We start from the raw sequence: 19,919 nt of genomic DNA, 5'->3' as shown, positions 1-19,919 counted from the left end.
CGCCTGCCGTTGCAAGACGGCAGGCGCTTTTCCGATGTTTGTCTGCTATATTTTTGATAGCTTACTGCGCACGTCCTGTCTGGACTGGAGGGTCAAAACACCCTTGAAACCGGTAAAACAGGCGCTATCGGGGCCTCAAGTCTTGCCGGCTTTGGCGTAGTTGGCCACGCCATCGGTGATTTCCTTCTTGGCCGCTTCCGGGCCTTCCCAGCCCTGCACCTTGACCCACTTGCCGTCTTCCAGGTCTTTGTAGTGCTCAAAGAAATGGGCAATGGTTTTCAGGCGCAGCGGATTCATGTCCTCGGGTTTTTGCCAGTGGGTGTAGAGCGAGCATTTCTTGTCAACCGGTACGGCCAGCACCTTGCCGTCTTCGCCGGCCTCGTCGGTCATTTTCAGGATGCCGATGGCACGGCAGGTCACCACCACGCCCGGAATCAGCGGCACCGGGGTAATCACCAGCACATCGACCGGGTCGCCATCACCGCTGATGGTTTTGGGCACATAGCCGTAGTTGGTCGGGTAGTGCATGGACGTGCTCATGAAGCGGTCGACAAAAATCGCGCCGGATTCCTTGTCCACCTCGTACTTCACCGGGTCGGCGTTCATCGGGATTTCGATGATCACGTTGAAAGATTCGGGCAGGTTTTTACCGGGGGAAACTTTATCGAGGGACATGGTGTTTGTGTAGTGAAAGATGGAAATTTGCGGGGAACAGCGACAAGGCAAGCCGCTCGGTATTTACCCTCATTTTACTGATTCACAGCTTACGCATCGTCAAGTTGTCACGTTTTCGCGTTAAATTTCGCGAGTTGGCCAATCTCTCCGGTGAAGACACCAGGGTCGAGGAAGCAACGCAAGGCGGTGTTGCCAAGCGTTGCACCGAAACCCTTACGTCTGAAAAAAATTGGAGGTCACTTATGGTTGGCAACTCAGCGCTCATTCTCGCGCTAGCGTGCGGGCTCATTGCCGTCGGATACGGCTTTTGGGCACGCAGCTGGATTCTTTCCCAGGACGCAGGCAACGCCCGCATGCAGGAAATTGCAGCGGCGATCCAGACTGGCGCAGCCGCCTATCTGGCCCGGCAGTACAAAACCATCGCCATCGTCGGCGTCATCCTGGCCATCCTGATCGGCTTTTTTCTGGACGGCAAAACCGCCATCGGCTTTGTCGTGGGCGCGCTGCTGTCGGGTGCCTGCGGCTTTATCGGCATGAATGTGTCGGTGCGCGCCAATGTGCGCACCGCGCAGGCCGCCACCCGCGGCATTGGCCCCGCGCTCGACGTCGCCTTTCGCGGCGGCGCGATCACCGGCATGCTGGTGGTCGGCCTGGGCCTGCTGGGCGTGACGGCTTTTTACTGGTTTCTGGTCGGCAATGGCAATTACACGCCTGACAAAAACCTGGCCACCCTGCTGAACCCGCTGATCGGCTTTGCCTTTGGCTCCTCGCTGATTTCCATTTTTGCGCGCTTGGGCGGCGGCATTTTCACCAAGGGCGCCGACGTCGGTGCCGACCTGGTGGGCAAGGTCGAGGCCGGCATTCCAGAAGACGACCCGCGCAACCCGGCCGTGATTGCCGACAACGTGGGCGACAACGTGGGCGACTGCGCCGGCATGGCCGCCGACCTGTTTGAAACCTACGCCGTCACGCTGATTGCCACCATGGTGCTGGGCGCGCTGCTGGTGGCTGCGGCGCCGGTCAACGCGGTGCTGTATCCGCTGGCGCTGGGCGCGGTCTCCATCGTCGCCTCCATCATTGGCTGCTTCTTCGTCAAGGCCTCGCCCGGCATGAAGAACGTGATGCCGGCCCTCTACCGGGGCCTGGCCGTGGCCGGTGTGCTGTCGCTGGTGGCGTTTTACTTTGTCACGATGTGGCTCATGCCCGACAACGCGATCAGCGCCAGCGGCAGCCAGATGAAGCTGTTTGGCGCCTGTGCCGTCGGCCTGGTGCTGACTGCCGCGCTGGTCTGGGTCACCGAGTACTACACCGGCACCCAGTACGCGCCGGTCAAGCACATTGCGCAGGCCTCCACCACCGGCCACGGCACCAACATCATTGCCGGCCTGGGCGTGTCGATGCGCTCGACCGCCTGGCCCGTGGTGTTTGTCTGCATCGCCATTCTGGTGTCGTACAAGCTGGCGGGCCTGTTTGGCATTGCGATTGCCGCCACCGCCATGCTGAGCATGGCCGGTATCGTTGTGGCGCTCGACGCCTACGGCCCGATCACCGACAACGCTGGCGGCATTGCCGAGATGGCCGACATGCCGCCCGAGGTGCGCGCCGTGACCGACCCGCTGGACGCCGTGGGCAACACCACCAAGGCCGTGACCAAGGGCTACGCCATCGGTTCGGCCGGCCTGGCCGCGCTGGTGCTGTTTGCCGACTACACCCACAAGCTGGAAAGCTATGGCCGCGCCATCAGCTTTGACCTCTCGGATCCGATGGTGATCGTCGGCCTCTTTATCGGCGGCCTGATTCCCTACCTGTTTGGCGCCATGGCCATGGAAGCCGTGGGCCGCGCCGCCGGTGCCGTGGTGGTCGAAGTACGGCGCCAGTTCCGCGACATCAAGGGCATCATGGAAGGCACGGCCAAGCCCGAATACGGCCGCGCCGTCGACATGCTGACCACCGCAGCCATCAAGGAAATGGTCATCCCGTCGCTGCTGCCGGTGGTGGTGCCGATTCTGGTCGGCCTGCTGCTGGGCCCCAAGGCGCTGGGCGGCCTGCTGATGGGCACCATCGTGACCGGCCTGTTTGTGGCGATTTCCATGTGTACCGGCGGCGGCGCCTGGGATAACGCCAAGAAGTACATCGAAGACGGCAACCACGGCGGCAAGGGCAGCGAAGCGCACAAGGCCGCCGTGACCGGCGACACCGTGGGCGACCCCTACAAGGACACCGCCGGCCCGGCCATCAACCCGCTGATCAAGATCATCAACATCGTGGCGCTGCTGATCGTGCCGCTGGTGGTGAAGTTTCATGGCGGCGAAGCGACGGCTGCGCCCCTACCCGCGCCCGCGGTGGAAATGACAGCGCCGGCCGCCGTAGCACCGGCGCCTGCCGCGGCACCGGCCCCGGCCAGCGAGATGGCGATGCCGAGCGCCGCGCAGGCAGCGGCCGACGCGGCCTCCGTCAAGGTCGAGGGCGGCGTGGTCCAGTTCTTCTTTGCCTCGGGCAAGAGCAGCGTGGCCGATGGCGCCGCGGTGGCGCTGGCTGATGTGGCCAAAGGCGTGGCGGAGGGCAAGAAAGCGCTGGTCAGCGGCTATGCAGACGCCAGCGGCGACCCGGCCAGGAACGCCGAGCTGGCCAAGCTGCGCGCCCTTGCCGTGCGCGACGCGCTGAAAGCGGCCGGCGTGGCCGAAGACAAGATCGAGCTGAAAAAACCGGAAGCCCCGACCGCCAACGCGGCCGGCAACAGCGACAGCGCGCGCCGCGTGGACGTGAGCCTGCAATAAGATTCCCACGCCGCAGACCTGCGGCCTGCATCCCTCAAAGCCCGCCTCGCGGGCTTTTTTCATGGCTGCTTGGCAGGCAGGGGACTCTAGCCCCGCTTGTTACCATAGCGCCCAGATTCAACAGCCAATTTAACCGCCCCCCGCAGCCCATGAAACCTCTATACGCCCTGCTGACCGCCTCACTGTGGCTGGCGGCCTGCGCGCCCGTCAGCGCCCAGGGGCCGAAGCCAGTGCCGCCGGTGCAGCCCATGAGCTTTGAGGCGGCGTGGGAACGCGTTAAAGCCAGCTCTGACCGGCTGGCCGCCGCGCAGGCAGCGGTGGATGGCAAGACCCTGCAGCAGCAAGGCCTCAAGGGCCTGGGCGGGCCGGTGGTCAGCGTCTCGGCGGCGGCCTATGCCTACAACGCCAACCTCGATGTGAACCTGGACCCGATCAACCAGCGGCTGACGCAGCTCAACCAGCGCTTGCCGATTCCGCTGCAAAACCTGCCGATTCCGTTGCCGGTGCCGCAGTTTCCGTCCAGCTACACCTTTAACCGGCATGACACCGGCACCACCCAGTCGATTTCAGCGGTGTGGCCGCTCTACACCGGCGGCGCGGGCGATGCGGTGCGTGGCCTGGTGGCGGCGCAGGGCAGCGAAGCGCAGGCCGATGCCGACAAGACCGGCCACGAGCTGGCCACGCAACTGGTGCAGCGCTACTTTGGCGCGCAGCTGGCCGTCAAGGCAGCGGCGCTGCGGCAAGCCGCGCTGAACGACATTGGCCAGCACGATGCGGCCACCGCCAGGATGCTCGCGGCCGGGGTGATTTCGCGCATTGAACGGCTGCAGGCCCGGGCCGCCTTTGAAGAGGCCAGGCGCAACGCCATGAAGGCCCAGGACGATGCCGAGCTGGCCGCGGTGGCGCTGGCCCGCACCGTCAAGTCAGACCTTCCCGTCCAGCCCGCGACCCCGCTTTTCGTGCTGACGCAAGCGGTCGAGCCGCTGCCGCACTTCCTGAACCAGGCGCTGCTGCGCCATCCGGGTCTGGCCAAGGTCAACGCCAAGAAAGCCCAGGCCGAACAGCTGCACCACGGCGAGCAAGCGCTGCGCAAACCCCAGGTGTTTGCATTTGGCCAGCGCGCGCTGAAAACCGGCAACGCCGACTGGATAGGCGGCATCGGCGTGCGCTGGACGCTGTTTGACGCGGTCGACCGCAACGCGCTGGCCGCCTCGTCGAACAAGCAGATCGAGCAGGCCGAGCGCAGCGAAACCCAGGCGCGCAGCGACATCAGCCTGTTGGTCGAGAAAAACTGGCGCACGCTGGAGCAGGCACGCCGCCAGTTTCTGGCCACCGCGCCGGGCATTGAACTGGCGCGCGAGGTGCTGCGGCTACGCAGCGCCGCCCTGCGCGAAGGCACCGGCACCGCGCTGGAGCTGATAGACGCCGAGGTCAACCAGGCCAAGGTCGAGACCGAGCGCGCCCAGGTGGCGTACGACTATGTGACGGCGCTGGCCAACCTGCTGGAGAGTTGCGGCCTGTCCGAAGAATTCAGCAGCTACGCCCGCCGCGCCGACGTGAAAGTGAATTGACGATGCCCCAAAAGACTGCCCTCAAACCCGTTGCCGCTGCCGTCGCCGGCGTTTTGCTGGTCGCCCTGATCGGTTACGGCTTCTGGCGCGCGTCGCAGCCGCCGCCCGAGGTGTTTCAGGGCCAGATGGAAGCCACCGAAACCGACATCGCTCCCAAAGTGACGGCGCGCATCGCCCAGGTGCTGGTCAGGGAAGGCGAGCAGGTGGTGGCCGGTGCCACCCTGATGCGCACCGACAGCCCGGAGGTGACGGCCAAGCTGGCGCAGGCCACCGCCGCGCAGCAGGCGGCGCAGGCCGTGGCCGACAAGGCGCAAAGCGGCGCGCGCCCGCAGGAGATTGAAATGGCCCGCCTGCAGTGGCAGCGCGCGCAGGCCGGGGCCGAGCTGGCGCAAAGCTCGTTCAAGCGGGTCGACGGGCTGGCCCGCGAAGGCCTGGTGGCGGCGCAAAAACGCGACGAAGCCGAGACCAACTTCAGGTCAGCGCGCGACCAGGCCCTGACCGCCAAGGCCCAGTACGACATGGCCAGACTGGGCGCGCGCGCCGAAGACAAGGCCGCCGCCAATGCGCAGGCACGCCAGGTCGCCGGCGTGGTGGCCGAGGTCGAGGCCGCCAAAGCCGAAACCGAGCTCAAAAGCCCGGTGGCCGGTGAAGTCGCCAAGGTGCTGGCGCGCGTCGGCGAGCTGTCGCCGCAGGGCGTGGCGGTGGTCACCGTGGTCGATTTGAAAGACCAGTGGGTGGTGCTCAATGTGCGCGAAGACCGCCTGCAGCGCTTTGCCAACGGCGCCGAGTTTGACGCGGTGCTGCCGGCGCTGGGGGGGCAGGCCGTGCGCTTCAAGGTGTTTCACAGCGCCGCCCTGCCCGACTTTGCCACTTGGCGCGCTACCCGCGCCGGCCAGGGCTTTGACGCGCGCACCTTTGAAGTCCGCGCCCGGCCGGCCACGCCGATTGCCGGCGCGCGGCCCGGCATGAGCGTGCTGGTGCAGTAAAGCCGGTCACGCGCCGCGCATGGGCTTTCTCCCGACCTTTGCCGCCAGCGCGCGCCGCGAGGCCGACCTGCTGCGCCAGCGCCCCTGGGACCTGGCCATGATCAGCTGGGTGCCGCTGCTGGCGGCGGCGCTGCTGTGGTGGATCTTTTCGGCCGGGCTGCCCGGCCGGCTGCCGATCGGCCTGATCGACGATGACCACAGCGCCCTGTCGCGCCAGCTCGGCCGTTTTCTGCAAGCCTCGCCCGGCCTGCAATTGGCGGGCCGCTATGACAACACCGCCCAGGCAGAGCAGGCGCTGCGCAGCGCCGATGTCTATGCGGTGCTGACGATTCCGCCAGACTTTGCCCGCAGCCTCAAGCAGGGCCGCGCCGCGCAGGTCACGCTGCTGCACAACGCGCAGTTGGGGACGCATTCGGGCCTGATTCAGCGTGACGTGCGCGCCGTCGTCGGCACGCTGTCGGCCGGCATCGAGATGGCCGGTCGCAACAAGCGCGGCGAGCCAGCGCAAGCGGTGCGGGTGGCGATGGAGCCGATTCGCACCGGCCTGGTGACGCTGTTCAACACCTCGCTCAATTACGAGCAGTTTCTGGCCGCCGCGCTGATCCCCGCGCTGCTGCATATTCTGGCCATGACGGCCGGCGCCTTCGCCGTGGGCAGCGAGCTGCGCGATGGCAGCTTGTGGCGCTGGCTGGGCGTGCGGCCTGGCTGGCACCGGGTGGTGGCGGCCTTGCTGGGCAAGCTGTGCTGGAGCTGGCTAGCCCTGTCGGCGGTGGCCACGGCCTCGCTGCTGTGGCTGACCTGGGGCCGGGGCTGGCAGCCGGCGGGCTCGCTGGCCTGGGTCGCTCTGGCGCTGGCGCTGCTGCTGGCGCTGTCCATCGCCATGGGCGCGGCGGCCGCGGCCGTGACCGGCTCGCTGCGCACCGCGCTGTCGGCCACCGGCTTCATCACCGCGCCGGCCTTTGCCTTCAGCGGTGTCGGCTTTCCGCTGGTGGCCATGCCGCCGCTGGCGCGCGTCTGGGCCGAAGCCCTGCCCTACACCCACTACATCCGGCTGCAGCTGGAGCAGCTGCAAATGGGCGCGCCGCTGCGCTACAGCCTGCCGACGCTGGCCCTGATGCTGCTGGCGACGACGCTGCTGCTGGGCGTTAACGTGCCCCTGCTGCAAAAGGCCTGCCGCTACCCCAACCGCTGGGGCAGGCGTTGATGCGCGCCTTCCTGACGCCCTTGCTGGTGGCCTGGGGCCGCACCCTGCGCGCCATTTTTGCCGATGCCGGTGTGTTGCTGCTGCTGGTGGCGGCGCCGGTGCTCTATGGTTTCTTCTACCCCTGGCCGTATCAGCAGCAGGCCGTGACGCGGGTGCCGGTGGCGCTGGTGGACCTGGACCACAGCAACCTGTCGCGCCAGATCGCCCGCTTTGCCCAGGCCAGCCCACGCATCGATGTGCGCTGGGTCAGCGGTGATGAAGGCCAGGCCCAGCAGGCGCTGTGGCGCGGCGAGATCGAGGGCTACGCCGTGATCCCGCGCGATCTCAAGCGCAAGGTGCTGCGCGGTGACGCCGCCAGCGTCACGGTCGAGGCCAATGGCGCTTACGCCCTGCTCAACAAGGCGGTGCTGTATGGCTTCGCCGAGGCGGTGGGCACGGTCTCGGCCGGCGTTGAAATCCGCAAGCTGCAGGCCAGCGGTCAGAGTGCGCAACAGGCCCTGGCCAGCCGCAGCCCGGTCAACACCCAGATGGTGGCGCTGTTCAACCCGACCGAAGGCTACGGCAGCTATGTGGTGCCCGCCGTGGCGCTGCTGATCTTGCAGCAAACCCTGCTGATGGGCGTGGCGATGCTGGTCGGCAGCTGGGTCGAGGCCGGCCAGCACCGCGCCGGCGCCCGCGCCTGGGCGGGCCGCCTGCTGGCCTTTTGCAGCGTCGGCTGGCTGACCGGCCTGCTGTACTTTGGCTGGATATTCTGGCTGCAGGACTTTCCGCGCGGCGGCAACCCCTGGGGCGCGCTGGCCCTGCTGGCGCTGTATGTGCCGGCCATCTGCAGCGTGGCGACGCTGCTGGGCCTGTGGTTTGGCAAGCGCGAGCGCGCCCTGCAGGTGCTGCTGTTCACCGCCCTGCCGATGGCTTTTGTGTCCGGGTTTTCCTGGCCGGCCGAAGCCCTGCCCGACGCCCTGCAGGCACTGCGCTGGCTGGTGCCCAGCACGGCGGGCATTCAGGCCTCGCTGCGGCTGAACCAGATGGGCGCGCCGCTGGCCGACGTGGCCGGCTGCCTGGCGCTGCTGGGCACGCTGGCGGCGGTGGCGGGCGGGCTGCTGCTGCACCTTGCGCGACCGGTCCGACCTTGACGCGCTATCATATTAATAGCAACATACGCACGTTCTGCTTGGGCTAGCACCTGTTTTTATCCAATTTATCCAATTTATTTAATTTATCCGGAAATATCGAGGCAAAACAGCCGCCCCGACAAGGGCGCATTGCCCAGCGTTTCCAGCGAAACGGGCTGGCGCGCGCTGGTCACGTACAGCGTGTCCAGCTGCTCCCCGCCCAAGGCAAGGCCGCTAGGGCATGGCACCGGCAAGCCGATCACCCGGTCCTGGTTGCCATCGGGCGAAAAGCGCACCACGCTCCAGCCGTCCTGCAGCGCCGTCCAGATGCCGCCCGAGCGATCCACCGCCAGCCCGCTCAGGCGCCCCGAGCCCTTGGGCACCGTAGCCAGCCGGCGCACCGCAGCCTGGCCGCGCTGCATCACCAGAATCACCCCCGAGTCGCGCGCCAGGCCATACAGGCACTGGCCGGCGCCGTCCCAGGCCAGCGCGTCCAGCGGTTCCCCCAGCAGCCAGCCGCCGTCCACGGCGCTGGCCCCAGCGGCCGTCCAGAGCCCGACCCGCCAGCGTGAACCGGCCACGGCCTCGCAGGCCCACACCGAGTCCGCGGGGCCCGCACACAGGGCGCTGGGCGTGCCAGCAGCCCAGGGCTGCAGCGCGCCGACCTGGGGCGAGCGGCCGTGCGGCTGCTCAATCCGCCAGTAGCCGCCCTGGCTGCCCACCAGCAGCGCCGAATCCGTCGGCACCAGGGCCGTGAGCGGCGCGTCGAACACCGCGATCTCGCGGTCTTGCTGGCCATCAAACAGGCGCACCGACGGCGCCAGGCTGTCGGCCCAGAACAGGCCGCCGTACTGCGCGCTCCAGCGCGCAAACTCGCCCCGAAAGGCCCAGGGCCCCGGCACCACGCGGGCCACCGCTGCGGCCGGCGCCGGCTCGCGGGCCGACAGCTGCGCGCCGACGCGCCGCGCGGCCTCGGCCACCTCCGGCCCCAGGCCTTGCACCCGCTCCATCGTCATGCGGTAGGCCGGGCCGGCCACGCTGATGGCGCCGCGCACCTTGCCGGCCGCGTCCACCACCGGCGCGCCGACACAGCGCACGCCCAGCGCAATCTCCTCGTCGTCCACGGACCAGCCGCGCGCGGCGGTGATCCTGAGTTCGGCCTGCAGGCGCCGCCGGTCGGTGATGCTGCGCGGCGTCAGCGCTTTCAGTGTGATGCCCTGCACCAGCGCGTCGCGCGTGGCTTCGTCCAGCGCCGACAGGATGGCCTTGCCCTGGCTGGTGCAGTGCAGCGGCTTGCGCTGGCCCAGCGCCGCCTGCGAGCGCTGGCTGTGCGCCCCGTCATAACGCTCCAGCGACAGCACCTCCAGCCCGTCCAGCGTCGCCAGATACGAGGTTTCCCCGGTCAGGTCGCGCAGGGCGCGCAGCTCGACGCTGGCCGCCGCCGCAAGATCGGGCATGGCGTAGGCACTGCGCGCCAGTTCAAAGCAGCGAAAACCCAGGCAGTACACGCGGCGCAAAGGGTCGCGCCGGATCATGCCGCGTGCCACCAGCGTGGCCAGCAGCCGGTACAGCGTGGTGCGCGGCACGGCGAGGCGTGCCGACAGCTCGGTCTGGCTCAGGCCCTGCGGCGAGGCACCGACGGCCTCCAGGATGTCCATCGCCTTTTCCAGCGAGGCCGTGCCTTCACCATTCATCGTTTTCACCGTGTTTATTTCCAGAATGTGGGACAAGCTGCCTCAGACTGCGGCATCCCGCGTTGGCAGAAGCAATCCGTGTCCTTACCATTGCCCATGAGATTTCCGTTCTTTTTCACCAGCCTGGTGTGATTCAAGTCGTCCCGCATATTGGGACACAGCCTTGCGCCGCTGACAAGCAGCTACCGGCATCCCCGCCAACTTTCCGACCAGGAGACCTCGCCATGACTTCCGCCCCCATCACCCCAACGCCGGTTCGGCCCCCAGCGGTTTTTGTACCCGACTCGGTGCTGGACCGCCTGGCCAAAGTCAGCAGCGGCTCCCTCACCACACAGCTTTACAAGAAAGGTTATCGCCAGCCGGTGCTGGTGGGCCTGGCGCCGCTGAACAAGAAGCTCAAACCCTTTGCCGGCCGCGCCTACACCATGCGCTTCATCCCGGCGCGCGAAGACATCGACACCTACGCCACGCTGACGACCGAGCCGCACATCAACAACCTGCAGTGGGTCGGTGTGGAACAGGTGCGGCCCGGCGAGGTGGTGGTGATCGACAGCAACCGCGACCCGCGCGCCGCCTCCATGGGCAACATGCTGATCACCCGCATGATGATGCGCGGCGCACGCGGCGTGGTGACCGACGGCGCGTTTCGCGACGGCACCGAGCTGTCGGCCATGGATTTCCCGATCTGGAGCGGCGGCGTCACGGCCACCACGCGCCTCTCGTACCACCATGTGGCCGACCTGCAGGTGCCGATTGGTTGCGCCGGCGTGGCGATTTACCCGGGCGACGTGATTCATGGCGACGGCGACAACATCAGCGTGATTCCGGCGCACTGCGCCGAAGAAATGGCCAATCTGTGCAAGGTGCAGGACGACCTCGAAGCCTACCTGGCGCTGCGCGTGCAGGCCGGCGAAAAACTCTGGGGCCTGTACCCACCCAGCCCTGAAACCCGGGCCCAGCACCAAGCCTGGGTGGCTGCCGGCCGCCCCCGCATTGCCGCCGCCGAACCGGCCACGGCCGTCGCCTGACACCTCGCCATCCAGGAACCCCAATGAATGCGAACGCCAACAGCCTGCACCCGCACGAAGCCCTGATCCGCCGCTATTTCGATGCCTGCAATGCCGCCGATTACCAGGCCCTGATGAGCTGCTTCACACCCGATGCCATCCATTACTTCCCGCCCGGCCTGCCGGAAATTCCCTGGCGCGGCGCCGACAGCATCAGCAAGAAATGGCTCTGGTGCGTGGAGCACCTCGGCTCGCAGTGGACCATCGAGAAAGTGCTGCTCAGCCACAACAGCCACGAGGCGGTGATTGAATGGACGCACTGGAAGCGCAAACTCAACACCGCCCAGCGCGGCGACGAGTGGTATGTGTTTGACGAGGCGACGGGGCTGATCAGGGAAATCCGCGCCTACTACGCCGCCCCTGCGGTCAAGGACACGGCCGAGCTGCCCGTGGTGCACGGCACCCACATGGGCGAACTGGTCGCATTCGACTATGTGGGCCGGGGCTATCACCTGCGCCCGGAATAAGACGACACCAAGATATACAACCTGAGCCATGACAGAACTCCACCCCATGACCACACTGCAATCCATCCAGGCCCGCACCGGCCAACCCTTGGGCGAGCCGCTTGCCGCCTCGACACCCGGCCAGATCGACGACGCGGCCCGTGCAGCGGCTGCCGCCTTTGCCGGCTGGTCGGCCAGCAGCGGCAGCTCCCGCGCCGCCCTGCTGCGCGCCCTGGCCGCCGCGCTGGAAGCCGAGCGCGAGGGCCTGGTTGCCCTGGCCGACGAGGAAACCGCGCTGGGCCCGGTACGGCTGAGCGGCGAACTTGACCGCACCGCCTTCCAGTTGCGCCGCTTTGCCGATATCGCCGAGCGCGGCCTGCCCTTTGCCACCACCGACGACCCCGCCGTGGCCGGCCCGCCACCCGCCGGGCACCCGGCCATGGTGCGGCTACGCGTGCCGCTGGGCCCGGTGGCGATGTTTTCGGCCAGCAATTTTCCTTTCGCGTTTTCGGTGCTGGGCGGCGACACCGCTTCGGCGCTGGCGGCCGGCTGCCCGGTGGTCGTCAAGGCGCACTCGGGCCACCTGCTGCTGTCAAACCGCGTGTTCGGTCTGGTGCAGCAAGTCCTCAAAGCGCAACAGCTGCCGGCCGGCCTGGTCGGCCTGGTCCAGGGCGGCGGCAACGATGTCGGCGTGCAACTGGTGCGGCATCCGGCGATGGCCGCCGGCGCCTTTACCGGCTCCACGCGCGGCGGCGCGGCTTTGCAGGCCGAGGCCAACGCACGGCCACGGCCGATCCCGTTTTATGGCGAACTGGGCTCGACCAACCCGGTCGTGGCGCTGCCTGCCGTTCTGGCGGCGCGCGGAGCCGAGCTGGCCAGCACGCTGGCAGGCTCCATCGCTCTCGGCTGCGGCCAGTTCTGCACCAGTCCCGGCGTGATCGTGCTGCTCAATGACCCGGCCAGCGATGCCTTGGTGCAGCAGTTGACGACCGCCCTGGCGACGCAAAAGCCCCATGCCATGCTGACCCCCGGCATGCGCAGCGCCTTTGATGTCGGCGTGACCCACATGCTGGCGGCCGGTGCGCAGCCGCTGCTGCACGAAGCGGGCAGCGACCAGGCACCGCGCCCGTTTCTGGCCCAGGTTGACGCGGTCGACTTCATCGCCAGGCCCGGGCTGCGCGAAGAAGTTTTCGGCCCGTCCAGCCTCGTCGTTCGCGCCGCTTCCGTGGCCCAGGCGCTGGAGGTGCTGCAGGCCGTGGGCGGCAGCCTGACGGTCACGCTCTGGGGGGCCGATGAAGACAGCGCCGACAACCGCGCCCTGGTGCGCGGCGCCACCGCGATTGCCGGGCGCGTGCTGTTTGCCGGCGTGCCCACGGGCGTGGCCGTCACCGCCGCGCAGCAGCACGGCGGGCCGTGGCCCTCGTCGACCCAGCCCATGAGCACCTCGGTGGGCGATGCGGCCATTGAGCGCTTCTTGCGGCCGGTGGCGCTGCAGGACGCACCGGCCTGGCTACTGGCGCGAAACGGCCAGCCATGCTGAAGCCCGGCGTACTGTTCCGCTGCAAGGCAGCCCTTGCTCTGCTGATGCGGCGCCGGAAATTGCGCAGGCGTGAACTCGGGCGGGTTGGCAGCCCGGCACCTCAAGGCTTATTGCTCATGAGAAATAATCCATTGCGGAAAACGATGCTTGATGTCATCGACAAAGGCGAGTGTTCCCGCCAGGTGCTGGCGCAAGGCCTTTTCCGCGGCCGGCGCGTCTTTGTGGGCAATGGCGTCGACGATGGCCTTATGGTCTCGCACAATCGCCTGGGGTTTGCCCTCATCGGGCAGGTTCAGGCGCCGCAGCCGGTCAACGTGCCCGCTTTGCTTGCGCACCAGAGTCCACAAAGGCCCGACCTTGGCGGCCTCATACATTTCCTGGTGAAAGGCTTGATCGGCCAGGGCCAGTTTGGGGACGTCCAGCGGATTGAGCGCTGCCTCCTGCAGCGCCAGACTCGCATTCAGGCGCCGCATCAGCTCGCGGTGCGGTGCATCAGGCAGCGCACACAGCGCCGTCAGTATTTCCAGCTCGATGGAGCGGCGCAGAAAATGCGCCTGCAGTGCGGCCGACAGGTCAATCCGGCTCACCACCGTGGCGTGCTGCGGAAAGATGTCCACCAGCTGCTCTTCGCCCAGCCGCAGCAAGGCGTCCCGGATCGGGGTCTGGCTGATGCCAAAGTGCTCGGCCAGCTCGGCGCGCTGCAACACCGTTCCGGGTTCGAGCTGAACCGACACGATCAGGTCTCGCAAGGCTTCGAAAACCTGGGGCGCGGACTGGCGGGTGCGGTCCAGCTTGAGCGGAGCAACATTGACTAAGGCGTTCATTCGATTTTGAGATGAGGACTGACGTCAGGAAAAGGTAAATCATAGCATTGACACACTAATATATTAGTGCTTTAATAACTACGGTTTGCGCCGGTCGTGCTGATTACAGCCTCTGAGCCGGCTCAGGGCCTGTCTGCGAATGTTGGGCGCCGCGCAGGCAAATGAGCCATGTACACGCGCCAGATCTCCGCCACGCATCGTCCGCAACCAGTGAGCCCTCCACCAGGAACCCCATGAACAATCGCCGCCTCTTGCTCAACTCCTCAGCCATCCTCGCCCTGGGCGCGCTTGGCCTTCAGGCTCACGCCGCCGCCTGGCCCAGCCAGCCGCTGCGTATCGTGGTGCCCTTCGCCCCGGGCGGAACCTCCGACGTCATCGCACGCCTGATCAGCAAGCCGCTGTCGGATGCGCTGGGCGTTCCGGTGCTTGTCGAAAACCGCACCGGTGCCGCCGGCAATATTGGCGCGGCCTTCGTCGCAAACGCCACGGACAACCACACGGTATTGCTGTCCGACTTGGGCTCCCTGGCCATCAGCCCGCTGGTCACCAAAGACCTGCCGTTTCAGCCCGGCGACCTTCAAGGTGTTGCCATGCTGGCCTACTCGCCTCACCTTTTCGTTGTGCATCCGTCGGTTGCAGCGTCGAACCTGAAGGAGTTGGTAGCCTTGTCGCAGACCACCAAACTCAATGTCGCATCAGCCGGCTCGGGCACTCCCAATCACCTCGGCGTTGTCCAGATCGCCCTGGAGACAGGGATGAAGTGGCAGCACGTGCCCTACCGCGGCGGCGCCCAGGCCCTCAATGACACGGCAGCCGGGACCACCCAGATCATCCTGAATGGCATGCTGGCGACGATGCCCCTGGTGCAGGGCGGGCGCCTCAAGGTCATCGGGATTTCAAAGGGAAGCCGCATGCCATTGGTGGCCAACATTCCGACCATCGCGGAGCAGGGTCTGAAGAACTTCGAATCGGGCACCTACCAGGGCGTCACGGCCTCGTCAAAAATGCCTCGCCAGGCCATAGAGCGCCTGAACGCAGAGATGGTCCGAATCGTCAGGTCGCCTGAATTGCGGGCTCGCCTGCTTGAAGGTGGCGCGGAAGTGATGACCTCTTCACCTGGGGAAACCACCGACTTCATCACCAGGGACCGGCAGCGCTGGGCTGCCGTGATCAAGCGGGCAGGCACGCAACTCGAGGGAACCAACTGACATGGCGCGAGCGCCCATCACCGACCCTGTTTTCCATCGCACGGCAAGGCTGGAGCAATTTGCGGCTGCCTTGTTTTCAAGCGCGGGGATGGACGAGGAAAAGGCACAAACCCTAGGCAGGTTTCTGGTCCTGACCGATGCGATGGGACGCCGCACCCATGGCCTGGCCATGGCTTGCCTTTATCTGGCAGACATCCAGAAAGGCGGCATGAAGCTCAGTGGCGAACCCCAGGTCATCAAGGACAACGGCATCAGTGCCGTCTGGGATGGCGACTACCTGCCGGGCCTCTGGCTGGTGAACAAGGCCATGGAACAGGCCATTCCGCGCGCTTCGCAGTACGGTCTTGCAGCGGTTGCCATTCGTAAAAGCCATCACATTGGCTGTCTTGCCGCCCTCGTCAAGCAGGCGGCCGACCGGGGGCTTGTGGCCCAGATTTCCAACTCCGACCCGGCGGGCGCCCGGGTGGCGCCTTATGGCGGGACCGAAGCACTCTTTACACCGAATCCTTTTGCGATGGGCTACCCCGGCGATGAGCACCCCGTGCTCATCGATATTTGCGCCTCGATCACCACCACGTCCATGACGCGCCAGAAGTTCGCCGCGGGCGAGCAGTTCGAGCATCCATGGCTTCTCGATGCGCAGGGTTCACCCACGCGCGATCCCGCCGTTCTGGAAAACCAGCTACCCAGAGGCTCGCTGCAACTGCTCGGCGGGCAAGAGTACGGCCACAAGGGATTCGGGCTGGCCCTGGGCATAGAAGCGCTGTCACAGGGGCTGTCTGGACAGGGCCGCAGGGATGCCCCCCAGCGCTGGGGTGGGAACGTATTCCTGCAGGTCATCGACCCTGAGCACTTTGCAGGGCGCGAGGCATTCAACGATCAGATGAATCACCTCTCGCAGCGCTGCCGCGCGAACCGCCCCATCGACGCAGACCGACCCGTCAGGATGCCGGGTGACCAGGCAGCACGCAGCATCGCCCAGGCGCGAAGCAAGGGAATTTCCTATGATCTCCAGACATGGGGCGGCCTGGCCGAATGGGCGTTGAAATTAAACGTCGATATTCCCTCCGCAGAGCGGGGTTAAAGTGCCGCACCTTTGCACTTTCACGGTTCAACTGCGACAACAGAACCGGTCCCGCTTCAAGCTCCCGTTCGGTGAACCCCATCGGACCGTTCCCCTATCCGACCTTTCCGAAGCAACACCATGAGTCAAAAAACCTACGAAGAACTGCGCAGCGCGCGCTGGTTCGCCCCCGACGACGTGCGCTCCTTCGGGCATCGCTCGCGCGTGATGCAGTTGGGCTATGGCCCCGAGGACTGGGAGGGCAAGCCGGTCATCGCCATCATCAACACCTGGAGCGACATCGGCACCTGCCACGGTCACTTCAAGCAGCGCGTCGAAGACGTCAAGCGTGGCGTGCTGCAGGCCGGCGGCTTCCCGCTGGAGCTGCCGGCGCTGTCGCTGTCCGAATCCCTCGTCAAGCCCACCACCATGCTGTACCGCAACCTGCTGGCCATGGAAACCGAGGAGTTGCTGCGCAGCCACCCGATTGACGGCGCGGTATTGATGGGCGGCTGCGACAAGACCACACCGGGCCTGGTGCTGGGCGCTTTGAGTGCCGGCGTGCCCTTCATCTACATGCCCGCCGGTCCCATGTTGCGTGGCAACGTGAAAGGCAAGGTGCTGGGCTCGGGCTCCGACACCTGGAAATACTGGGACGAACGGCGTGCCGGCAAGATCAACAAGGCGCAATGGCTGGAAGTCGAAGGCGGCATTGCCCGCAGCCACGGCCACTGCATGACCATGGGCACGGCCAGCACCATGACCGGCATTGCCGAGGCGATAGGCTTGAGCCTGCCCGGCGCCTCGTCGATTCCGGCGGTCGATTCCAACCACATCCGCATGGCCACCGAATGCGGACGCCGGGTCGTGGACATGGTCTGGGAAGACCTCACGCCGGCCAAAATGCTGTCGCGCGCCTCGTTCGAAAACGCCATCACCGTGGCCATGGCCATGGGCTGCTCGACCAATGCCATCATTCACCTGGTCGCCATGTCGCGCCGCGCCGGGGAACACTGCGCTGTCGGCCTGGACGACTTCGACGCGGCCAGCCGCCGGGTGCCGGTGATTGCCAATATCCGGCCGAGTGGCGACACCTACCTGATGGAAGACTTCTACTACGCCGGCGGCATGCTGGGCATGATGAGCGTGCTGAAAAACCACCTCAAGCTCGACGCCCTGACCGTCACCGGCAAGCCCCTGGGCGACAACCTGGTGGGCGCCGAGGTCTACAACCATGACGTGATCCGACCGCTGGACAACCCGATCTATGCCGAAGGCGCGCTGGCCGTGCTGCGCGGCAACCTGGCGCCCGACGGCTGCGTGATCAAGCCCAGCGCCTGTGCGCCGCAGTACCTGCAGCACACCGGCCCGGCGCTGGTGTTTGACGACTATCCGTCGCTCAAAGCCGCCATCGACGACGAAAACCTTGACGTGACGGCCGACCACATCCTGATCCTGCGCAACGCCGGCCCGCAAGGCGGACCCGGCATGCCCGAGTGGGGCATGCTGCCGATCCCGCTCAAGCTGGTCAAGCAGGGCGTCAAAGACATGCTGCGCATTTCCGATGCGCGCATGAGCGGCACCAGCTACGGCGCCTGCATCCTGCACGTCGCGCCCGAGGCCTACATCGGCGGCCCGCTGGCGCTGGTCAAAACCGGCGACCTGATCACGGTCGATGTGCCGGGCCGGCGCATTCACCTGGAAGTCGGCGACGACGAACTGGCGCGCCGCCGCGCCGCCTGGACGCCACCGCCCAAGCGCTACGAGCGCGGTTACGGCTGGATGAGCGCCCGCCACATTCAGCAGGCCGACACCGGCTGCGATTTTGATTTTCTGGAAACCTCGTTCGGCGCGCCCATCGGCGAGCCGGCGATTTACTGACACGCAAGCAACGACCAAAGACGAAAGCGACCAAAGACCCCATGCCACTCAAATCCGAAACCCGCGACAAGCTCAAAGCCGTCAGCACCGCCACGCTGTGCACCGCCCTGTTCAAGCGCGGCCTGCGCAACCAGTTCATGCAGGACATTCATCCCCTGAACGCCAGCCTGCCCAACATGGTGGGCGAAGCCTTCACGCTGCGCTACATTCCGGCGCGCGAAGACCTGAACCCCATCACCGTGTTTCAAAACCCCAGGCACCCCCAGCGCGTGGCGGTGGAGCAATGCCCCGAGGGCGCGGTGCTGGTGATTGACAGCCGCAAGGACGCGCGCGCCGCCTCGGCCGGCTCCATCCTGGTGTCGCGCCTGATGGTGCGCGGCGCCGCCGGCATCGTCACCGATGGCGGCTTTCGCGATTCGCCCGAAATCGCGGCCCTGCCCTTCCCCAGCTACCACCAGCGGCCCTCGGCGCCGACCAACCTGACGCTGCACCAGGCGCTGGACATCAATGTGCCGATTGGCTGCGGCGATGTGGCGGTGTTCCCCGGCGACGTGATCGTCGGCGACAAGGAAGGCGTGTTTGTGATTCCGGCGCACCTGGCCGACGAGATCGCCGACGAGGCGGTCGAGATGACCGCGTTCGAGGACTTCGTGACCGAGGAAGTGCTCAAGGGCCGACCCATCATCGGCCTCTACCCGCCCACCGAGCAGCAGTCGAAAGACGACTTTGTCGTCTGGCGCAAAAACAACGGACGTTGAGACTGGAGTCATCCCATGAGAGCAAACCGCTTGCGCGAAATATGGAAAACGGGTGGCGCCGCCGTCAACGGCTGGCTGGCCATTCCCAACAGCTTTTCGGCCGAGACCATGGCCCATCAGGGCTGGGACTCGCTCACCATCGACCTGCAGCACGGCGTCGTCGACTACCAGGCGATGATCCCCATGCTGCAGGCGATCTCGACCACCGACACGGTGCCGGTCGTGCGCGTGCCCTGGCTGGAACCCGGCATCCTGATGAAGGCGCTCGACGCCGGCGCCTACGGCGTCATCTGCCCGATGGTCAACACCCGCGAGGACGCCCAGAACCTGGTGGCCTGGACCCATTACGCGCCGCGCGGTACCCGCAGCTTTGGCCCGGTGCGCGCGCTGCTGTACGGCGGCGCCGACTACCCGCAGCACGCCAACGACACCATCGTCACCTTCGCGATGATAGAAACCGCCAGGGCGCTCGATAACCTCGACGACATCCTGTCGGTCGAAGGGCTGGACGCGATCTACATCGGGCCGTCGGACCTGTCGCTGGCGCTGGGCTGCCGGCCGGTGTTCGACGATGTGGACGCTAAGGCGGCCGAAGCCATCGACCACATCCTGGCGCGCGCCAAGGCGCACGGCGTGGTCGCTGGCATCCACAACGGCACGCCCGAGGGCGCGCTGGCACGCATCGCCAAGGGCTTTCAGTTCGTCACCGTCAGCTCCGACGCGCGCCTGATGGCCGCCGGTGCGCAGCAGGTAATGGCCCGGATGCGCGCCACGCAAGCGCCGACGAGCTCGGGCTCGTACTGAACCGATTCACCCCATTCACCGTCCTTCAAGGCATCAGAGAGTGCCCCGCAATTCAAGAATTTCGGCACCCCCCCGCTTTCAGCCACTTCATCAGGAGACAAAACCATGTCAAAAAGACGCCTAGCCCTTGTAACACTTGCTTTCTCTGCTATCGGTTTAATAGCGCCAGGCGCCGCCCTGGCGCAGTCGGACTATCCCAACAAGCCGGTCAAGATCATCGTGCCGTTCCCGGCCGGCGGCACCAGTGACGTGATGGGACGCCTGGTGGCCGAGGAGCTCGGGAAAATCCTCAAGCAGCCCTTCATCGTC

The 19,919-nt window shown here is 66.4% G+C and carries 16 protein-coding genes and 1 pseudogene; 14 read left to right on the top strand and 3 right to left on the bottom strand.

Going from position 1 to position 19,919, the window contains the following annotated elements; translation table 11 throughout:
- Nucleotides 1-135: 135 nt before the first annotated feature.
- Nucleotides 136-675, bottom strand: coding sequence for an inorganic diphosphatase (gene ppa, locus RMO23_RS09070; protein WP_309680670.1), 540 nt, complete (start codon nt 673-675; stop codon nt 136-138).
- Nucleotides 676-917: 242 nt separating this feature from the next.
- On the opposite strand from ppa, the gene RMO23_RS09065 reads away from it, so the two are divergent.
- The 5 genes from RMO23_RS09065 to RMO23_RS09045 all read left to right on the top strand — a co-directional run bounded on the left by RMO23_RS09065 (nt 918) and on the right by RMO23_RS09045 (nt 8,346).
- Nucleotides 918-3,452: a sodium-translocating pyrophosphatase gene (locus RMO23_RS09065; RefSeq protein ID WP_309680668.1), complete on the top strand. Its 2,535-nt coding sequence runs from the start codon at nt 918-920 to the stop codon at nt 3,450-3,452.
- Between the two features lie 149 nt (nt 3,453-3,601).
- The gene (locus RMO23_RS09060; RefSeq protein WP_309680666.1) at nt 3,602-5,023 is read left to right on the top strand and encodes a TolC family protein; all 1,422 of its coding nucleotides are present in this window, start codon (nt 3,602-3,604) and stop codon (nt 5,021-5,023) included.
- Between the two features lie 2 nt (nt 5,024-5,025).
- Complete coding sequence (locus tag RMO23_RS09055) at nt 5,026-6,009, top strand: efflux RND transporter periplasmic adaptor subunit (RefSeq protein ID WP_309680664.1); 984 nt, start codon at nt 5,026-5,028, stop codon at nt 6,007-6,009.
- A gap of 19 nt (nt 6,010-6,028) precedes the next feature.
- Nucleotides 6,029-7,213, top strand: a complete 1,185-nt coding sequence (locus RMO23_RS09050) for an ABC transporter permease (RefSeq protein WP_309680662.1) — start codon at nt 6,029-6,031, stop codon at nt 7,211-7,213.
- A complete protein-coding gene (locus RMO23_RS09045) occupies nt 7,213-8,346 on the top strand; it encodes an ABC transporter permease (RefSeq protein WP_309680660.1) in 1,134 nt (377 codons plus the stop codon). The genes RMO23_RS09050 and RMO23_RS09045 overlap by 1 nt, the downstream gene beginning before the upstream one ends.
- A gap of 83 nt (nt 8,347-8,429) precedes the next feature.
- Here the strand turns inward: RMO23_RS09045 and RMO23_RS09040 are convergent, their stop codons facing one another.
- A complete protein-coding gene (locus RMO23_RS09040) occupies nt 8,430-10,019 on the bottom strand; it encodes an IclR family transcriptional regulator C-terminal domain-containing protein (RefSeq protein ID WP_309680672.1) in 1,590 nt (529 codons plus the stop codon).
- A 224-nt stretch (nt 10,020-10,243) separates the two neighbouring features.
- On the opposite strand from RMO23_RS09040, the gene RMO23_RS09035 reads away from it, so the two are divergent.
- From RMO23_RS09035 to RMO23_RS09025, 3 genes are read left to right on the top strand one after another with little or no spacing between them, the layout of a single operon-like run.
- Nucleotides 10,244-11,047 (top strand): ribonuclease activity regulator RraA, encoded by an 804-nt coding sequence (locus RMO23_RS09035; RefSeq protein WP_309680658.1) that lies wholly within the window; start codon nt 10,244-10,246, stop codon nt 11,045-11,047.
- A 23-nt stretch (nt 11,048-11,070) separates the two neighbouring features.
- Entirely contained in the window at nt 11,071-11,553 is a 483-nt protein-coding gene (locus RMO23_RS09030; protein WP_309680656.1) for a nuclear transport factor 2 family protein, read from the top strand.
- A gap of 46 nt (nt 11,554-11,599) precedes the next feature.
- Nucleotides 11,600-13,072 (top strand): aldehyde dehydrogenase (NADP(+)), encoded by a 1,473-nt coding sequence (locus tag RMO23_RS09025; RefSeq protein ID WP_309680654.1) that lies wholly within the window; start codon nt 11,600-11,602, stop codon nt 13,070-13,072.
- A gap of 107 nt (nt 13,073-13,179) precedes the next feature.
- Here the strand turns inward: RMO23_RS09025 and RMO23_RS09020 are convergent, their stop codons facing one another.
- A complete protein-coding gene (locus RMO23_RS09020; RefSeq protein WP_309680652.1) occupies nt 13,180-13,896 on the bottom strand; it encodes a GntR family transcriptional regulator in 717 nt (238 codons plus the stop codon).
- Nucleotides 13,897-14,129: 233 nt separating this feature from the next.
- Between RMO23_RS09020 and RMO23_RS09015 the strand changes: the two genes are divergently transcribed.
- From RMO23_RS09015 to RMO23_RS08990, 6 genes and pseudogenes are all read left to right on the top strand, one after another.
- On the top strand, nt 14,130-15,104 hold the full coding sequence (locus RMO23_RS09015) for a tripartite tricarboxylate transporter substrate-binding protein (RefSeq protein WP_309680650.1): 975 nt from the start codon (nt 14,130-14,132) through the stop codon (nt 15,102-15,104).
- Between the two features lies 1 nt (nt 15,105).
- The gene (locus RMO23_RS09010; RefSeq protein WP_309680648.1) at nt 15,106-16,188 is read left to right on the top strand and encodes an Ldh family oxidoreductase; all 1,083 of its coding nucleotides are present in this window, start codon (nt 15,106-15,108) and stop codon (nt 16,186-16,188) included.
- Nucleotides 16,189-16,308: 120 nt separating this feature from the next.
- Nucleotides 16,309-18,048, top strand: coding sequence for an L-arabinonate dehydratase (araD, locus tag RMO23_RS09005; protein ID WP_309680646.1), 1,740 nt, complete (start codon nt 16,309-16,311; stop codon nt 18,046-18,048).
- 41 nt (nt 18,049-18,089) lie between these two features.
- Nucleotides 18,090-18,806 carry a ribonuclease activity regulator RraA gene (locus RMO23_RS09000; protein ID WP_309680644.1) on the top strand — a complete coding sequence of 239 codons (717 nt, stop codon included), beginning with the start codon at nt 18,090-18,092 and terminating at the stop codon, nt 18,804-18,806.
- Nucleotides 18,807-18,821: 15 nt separating this feature from the next.
- A complete protein-coding gene (locus RMO23_RS08995) occupies nt 18,822-19,610 on the top strand; it encodes an aldolase/citrate lyase family protein (protein WP_309680642.1) in 789 nt (262 codons plus the stop codon).
- A gap of 105 nt (nt 19,611-19,715) precedes the next feature.
- Nucleotides 19,716-19,919: pseudogene (locus RMO23_RS08990) on the top strand (tripartite tricarboxylate transporter substrate binding protein); the annotation flags it as partial.

Source organism: Polaromonas sp. (assembly GCF_031411155.1).
GTDB lineage: Bacteria > Pseudomonadota > Gammaproteobacteria > Burkholderiales > Burkholderiaceae_C > Polaromonas.
Note: the sequence above shows the minus strand (reverse complement) of the source record. Positions and strands in the feature narration are given on the sequence as shown.